Here is a 5,844-nt window from a genome sequence, read left to right as displayed (position 1 = left end):
ATCAGATTAGATAAAATTCTAATATATAAAAAATAATTAATTTAAAAATGAATTTTAAAAATACTTGATAAAACTAATTAAGAGAACTATTATTTAATTAAGTAAGTACTTAAATAAAAAAGAGGTATCCATGGAAACTTTAATAAAAGTGTTTAAGGCATTGAGTGACGAAACTAGATTGAAAATTTTAATGATAATATCTAGAAAAGTCATGTGTCAAAAAGGTATATCTAAACATTTACAAATTTCAGACTCCGCAGTTTCTCAGCATATTAAAATATTAAAAGAAGCAAATATTTTAACAGGATATAAAGAAGGATATTATGTTTTTTATAGAATTAATGAAGAGGTTTTTAATGAATGTATATTCTTTATGAAATTTATAAATGATGATAATCATAGTTTTATAGATATGACCAATATTGAACCTAATAGAAATTGTTGTGGTAATACTTGTAAAGGCAAGTCAAAATGTTGTAGAAAAAGGGAGGATTTAAAATGAAAATTTGTATACCAGTAGTAGAAAATAAGGGTATGGAAAGTAGTCCATATAATCACTTTGGGTCAGCTCCAAAATTTTTAGTTGTAAACTTAGATGGTGAGGAAATTGAAGTAATAGATAATGGTGATTTAGATCATGAGCATGGAAAATGTCAACCATTGAAAGCATTAGCTAACAAATCTGTAGATGTTGTTATAGTAAGAGGTATAGGTGCAGGAGCAATATCTAAATTAAACAGCATGGGAACAAAAGTATTTAAAGGTGTTGAAGGAAACGTAAAAGAAAACCTTGAATTACTAAAAGAAAATAAATTAATGGAATTTACAGTTAATAATGGATGTAATCATCATGACTGTGGAAATCACTAGAAAATAAAAAAACATCTTGAAACTAATATTAGTTTCAAGATGTTTTTTTATTTAAATTTACTCTATGGTCTTAATATTTTTCTTACACTCTTCAATTTTATCATAAAAAGTACTTAATGTTTCCTCTAGCTGATTAATATCAATATCAGAAATATCATAGTTTAAAAACAAATTTTCTACATCTGTTGTCAAAGAAGTAATGGTATTATTTAAATTTAAAAACTTATTAAAATTATCAAGTTTTATAGCTTTTTTAAATTTGCTTAAATCTTTTTTTATGAATGAAACTATTTCAATTTCTTTACTAAAGATACCCTTACCTAATGGATAAGGTTCAATTCTTTGTAAAAAGTATTGATTTTTATGATTGATATTATAAGTATAAGTTATATCCAAATCATCAATTTTAAACTTAATAAAATATAAATAACCTTTAACTTTTGTTATTTTTGTAGCACCAATTTGTCTTAATAATATTTCAATAGAATCACCTTTTGTACTATATGTATCTATGATCGTCATTACATCACCATCCCCATTAATATCTTAATAATAAATATATGGTTGAAATAAAAATTGTTAGCAACATGACTGGAAAGCCAAGTTTAAAATATTTTTTAAAGGAAATATCATATCCATGTTTTTCACCAATATTAGCTAAGACAACATTGGCTGAAGCTCCTATTAATGTTCCATTTCCGCCAAGACAAGCACCTAAAGATGTTGCCCACCAAAGTGGCATTACATTCATACCTTGAGACTCCATAGTAAGTATTAAAGGAATGAGTGTAGCTACAAATGGTATATTATCAAGGAAAGATGATATTATAGCTGAAATCCATAATATTATACACATTGTATAAGTAGTATTTCCTTTAGTTAGGTTTATTAGTAATTGTGCAAGGCTATCTATGACACCACACTCTGAAAGTCCGCCTACAACTATAAATAATCCTACAAAAAATATTATAGTACTCCATTCCACACTGCTTATTATTTCATTTGCATCTTGCTTACCTATAATTAACATAATACATGCTCCAGATAAAGCAATTATAGAAGATTCTATATTTAATTTGCTATGAAAAATAAATCCTAATAATATTAAGAATAATACACAGATACTCTTATAAAGTAGAGATTTATCCTGTATAGCTTTTTCTTCATCAAGAGAAGTAATACATGCCTCATTAGCCATATTAGAAATATCTTTTTTATATATAATTTTAAAGCATATAATTATTGAAATTAAAATAATTATAACAATAGGGCCAAGATTAATAATAAAATCAGAAAAACTTAAATTAGCAGCACTACCAATCATGATATTTGGAGGGTCACCTATTAATGTAGATGTACCACCAACATTAGATGCAATTATTTCTGTCATAAGAAAAGGAATTGGATTAACGTTAAGTATCTGACATATTACAATAGTCATAGGTCCCACAAGTAATACTGTAGTTACATTATCTAGTAATGCAGACAATACGGCTGTAATAAGAATAAAATAAATCATTATTCTCCAAGGATTACCTTTAGATTTTTTTGCAGTATAAATAGCAATATATTCAAATAAACCAGAATTTTTAACTATGGATACTACAATCATCATACCTATTAGCACGCCAATAGTATTGAAGTCTATATGTGAAATAGCTTTGTCTAAAGTTAAAACATTGGTAATTATCATAAGGACTGCACCACTAATAGCAGCTACAGTTCTATCTATTTTTTCTGTGATTATAGATAGTATTACTGCTGTAAAAATTAAAATTGATATAATTTGAGTATTCATAAAATCACCTCCATACTCATTAAGTAGTTAGAAAAACTAGCTATATTGATATTAGCATAAATTTCCAAAAAAGTTAATTAAAAAAAACTAACTTTAGATTGTTATTATATTAATTAAGTAAAAATGAAATATACAAATATTTTTTTATGGTTTTATATGAAATGATTAAAGATTTTAAAAGTTAATGTATATACAAATAAAGAAAGGTAAAAATATTATTTTATTGGTAAAAATAGATATGATTGCTTTGTATTATAAAAAAATGTTAATATTTATGATGGGGGATATGGAGTTATTAAACAACTTTGTTAATACGGTTAATGAGTATTTATGGGGCCTTTAAGATTTAAATAATAAACTTGTATTAAGGAAGGTATTTAGGATATAATTATTAACAAACACAAGTTCGCATATAGGAGATGAAATATGTATAAAAAACCTATAGAAATATTGGAAAAATATTTTGGATATAAAGAGTTTAGAAGAGGACAAGAAGATATAATTAATTCTATATTAAGTAAAAAAGATGTAATTGCAATAATGCCAACAGGCGGAGGAAAGTCATTATGCTATCAAATTCCAGCACTTCTGCTAGATGGTATTACCATAGTTATATCACCCTTAATATCTTTAATGAAAGATCAAGTAGATACATTAAATTCAATGAATATTAAATCATCATATATAAATAGTTCTTTATCAGATAACAAAATAAAAGACATATTAAATGGCGTGTACAATAATGAGTACAAAATTATATATGTGGCACCAGAAAGATTAGATAATTATGAATTTATAAATTCCATTAAAAAAGCTAATATAAGTCAAATTGCAGTGGATGAGGCGCATTGTATATCACAATGGGGGCATGATTTTAGAAAAAGTTATACTAAAATATATGATTTTATTTATGACTTAGAAAAAAGACCTATAGTTACAGCTTTTACTGCAACGGCATCTACTAAAGTAAAAGAAGATATAATAAAAAACTTAAGATTACAAGATTATAAAGAGTATAGTACAGGGTTTAATAGAGATAACTTGGAGATTGATATAGTTAAAAACTGTAACAAAAAAGAATATATACTAAATTATATTGAAAAGAATAAAGAAAGTAGTGGAATTGTATATGCAGCTACGAGAAAATCTGTTGAAGCTATTTATGAAAGTCTAAAAAGGAGAGATTATTCTGTTGCAAAATACCACGGTGGACTTAGTAATGAAGAAAGACAACATTATCAAGAGTTATTTGTAAATGATGAAAAAAATATAATGATAGCAACAAATGCATTTGGTATGGGTATAGATAAAAGTAATATTAGATGGATTCTTCATTATAACATGCCACAAAGCATAGAAAATTACTATCAAGAAATAGGTAGAGCGGGAAGAGATGGAGAAAAGAGTAAATGTACTTTATTATTTTCACCACAAGATATACAAACACAAAAACTACTTATTGATTCGGGCATATCTAATATGGAAAGAAAACAAAGCCAGTATATTAAATTACAACAAATAATAGATTTAGTATACAGTAATGATTGTTATAGAAAAAATATTTTAAATTACTTTGGAGAAGAGTTTGAAAATAAATGTGATAACTGTAGCAACTGTTTAAATAGAGGCATCATGGTGGACAAGAGTGAAGATGCAATGAAGGTAATATCATGCATTATTAGAATGAAGAGAAGTTATGGTATCAATATGATTGTGGATGTACTAAGAGGATCTAAAAATAAAAAAGTTATAAATTTAGGTTTTAATACTTTATCTACATATGGTATTATGAAAAACTATAAAAGTGAAGATTTGAAAATATTTATTAATACTTTAATATCTCATGGGTATTTGGATATGGTAGAAAGTGTTTCAGGTAATAATTCTTTTGCTACTATTAGAATTAATAATATGTCTAAAGAAGTAATAAAAGGAAATAAAAAGGTAATGTTATATGAAATTACTTCACAAGAAGATGAAAAAGAAGTTAACTATCTATATGATAAATTGAAAGAGATAAGAGCTATTGTTGCTAAGGAAAATAAGATTGCACCGTATATGGTATTTTCAGATTCAACTTTGATGGAGATGAGTAAAAAATATCCTAGTAATAAAGAGGAAATGCTACTTATATCTGGTGTGGGAGAAGTTAAATTTGATAAATATGGTGAAAAATTCATTGAAGAAATAAAAATATATATAAATGAAAATAATGTGGAAATAAGTCAGATAAATTATGAAAATGATAATTTAAAACAATATGATGAATTTTTATATGTAAATAGTAATAAAGAACTTTACGATAGACTAAAGGAGCTTAGAGCCTTTTATGCTAAAAAAGAAAATACTATTTTTTATAAAATATTATCTAAAAATACGTTAAAAGAAATAAGTGGAAGATATCCAGTAAATGAAAAGGAATTATTAGATATTAGTGGAATAGGATCAGTGAAATATAATAAATATGGTGAAGCTATTATTAAGGTTGTGAAGGAATACTTAGAAGAAAAAAATATGAATCCTAAATGGCAAGAAAAAGATAAGCTTAAGATAGTTATAGATGGAGATAATCGTAAGAATAATGAAATAGCTTTAGACTTACTTAACCAAGGTAAAGATTTGAATGATGTAAGTTTAGATGTTGAAGTATCTCAAGCTACCTTATTAAATTATGTTAATGATTATATTTTAGAAGGAAATGTTTTGAATTTTGATTTAGAATTAAATGAATATTACAGTGATAATGAAAAAAATTTGATTTTAAAAGCTATTGATGAGTGTAAAAGTCAAAATTTAAATTTAATCAAAAAAATACTTCCACATACCATTAAATATGAAAGTATTATGGCGGTAATAATTGAAAATAATTTGAATTTGTCAGATAAAAAGAAGGAATTATGTTAGAGATTATAGAATAGGTTATATTATTAATTATACTTATGGGTGGGGGCTTAATATGGAGAGATGGAAAAAACTTAATGTTTTTGTAAGTTTAGGCGGTCTAGCATTTTTTATAATCAGTTTACTTTTTGTGAAATATAATCCTTTAATTCTTTGTTTAGCGGCCTTTGGACTTGGTGTTGCATGGAAAGGATTTAAGAATATTTATAAAAATGTAGAACCACCGAATATGGAAAAAGTAACAGATCCTTATGATAATAACATAATAAAAAGTA

6 protein-coding genes are annotated in these 5,844 nt (G+C 25.4%); 4 read left to right on the top strand and 2 right to left on the bottom strand.

All coding sequences use genetic code 11. The annotated features are described in order from the left end of the window. The first annotated feature begins 130 nt into the window (after positions 1 to 130). Together NSA58_RS14595 and NSA58_RS14590 are read left to right on the top strand one after the other, a co-directional pair. Entirely contained in the window at positions 131 to 502 is a 372-nt protein-coding gene (locus tag NSA58_RS14595; RefSeq protein ID WP_039678808.1) for an ArsR/SmtB family transcription factor, read from the top strand. Continuing rightward, a complete protein-coding gene (locus tag NSA58_RS14590) occupies positions 499 to 870 on the top strand; it encodes a NifB/NifX family molybdenum-iron cluster-binding protein (RefSeq protein WP_039678807.1) in 372 nt (123 codons plus the stop codon). Before NSA58_RS14595 ends, NSA58_RS14590 begins: the two co-directional genes overlap by 4 nt. A gap of 57 nt (positions 871 to 927) precedes the next feature. Here NSA58_RS14590 and NSA58_RS14585 read toward each other — a convergent pair whose 3' ends face one another. Next, positions 928 to 1,392, bottom strand: a complete 465-nt coding sequence (locus NSA58_RS14585; RefSeq protein ID WP_052232887.1) for a hypothetical protein — start codon at positions 1,390 to 1,392, stop codon at positions 928 to 930. Positions 1,393 to 1,408: 16 nt separating this feature from the next. Beyond that, positions 1,409 to 2,668, bottom strand: a complete 1,260-nt coding sequence (locus tag NSA58_RS14580) for an ArsB/NhaD family transporter (RefSeq protein WP_039678806.1) — start codon at positions 2,666 to 2,668, stop codon at positions 1,409 to 1,411. 426 nt (positions 2,669 to 3,094) lie between these two features. Between NSA58_RS14580 and recQ the strand changes: the two genes are divergently transcribed. Beyond that, positions 3,095 to 5,572: a DNA helicase RecQ gene (recQ, locus tag NSA58_RS14575; protein WP_039678805.1), complete on the top strand. Its 2,478-nt coding sequence runs from the start codon at positions 3,095 to 3,097 to the stop codon at positions 5,570 to 5,572. A gap of 52 nt (positions 5,573 to 5,624) precedes the next feature. After that, a partial coding sequence (locus tag NSA58_RS14570) for a hypothetical protein (protein WP_257560626.1) occupies positions 5,625 to 5,844 on the top strand: 220 nt, incomplete at its 3' end.

The sequence above is a fragment of the Terrisporobacter muris genome (genome assembly GCF_024621905.1).
In the GTDB taxonomy this organism is placed as follows: domain Bacteria; phylum Bacillota; class Clostridia; order Peptostreptococcales; family Peptostreptococcaceae; genus Terrisporobacter; species Terrisporobacter muris.
The sequence above is the reverse complement of the archived record's forward strand: the minus strand, read 5'-3'. Positions and strand labels throughout refer to the sequence as shown.

Excerpts from the sequence above, each read along its gene's own strand:
- NSA58_RS14580 (WP_039678806.1), bottom strand. The coding sequence starts at position 2,668 with ATGAATACTCAAATTATATCAATTTTAATTTTTACAGCAGTAATACTA.
- NSA58_RS14590 (WP_039678807.1), top strand. The coding sequence starts at position 499 with ATGAAAATTTGTATACCAGTAGTAGAAAATAAGGGTATGGAAAGTAGT.
- recQ (WP_039678805.1), top strand. The coding sequence starts at position 3,095 with ATGTATAAAAAACCTATAGAAATATTGGAAAAATATTTTGGATATAAA.
- NSA58_RS14585 (WP_052232887.1), bottom strand. The coding sequence starts at position 1,392 with ATGACGATCATAGATACATATAGTACAAAAGGTGATTCTATTGAAATA.
- NSA58_RS14595 (WP_039678808.1), top strand. The coding sequence starts at position 131 with ATGGAAACTTTAATAAAAGTGTTTAAGGCATTGAGTGACGAAACTAGA.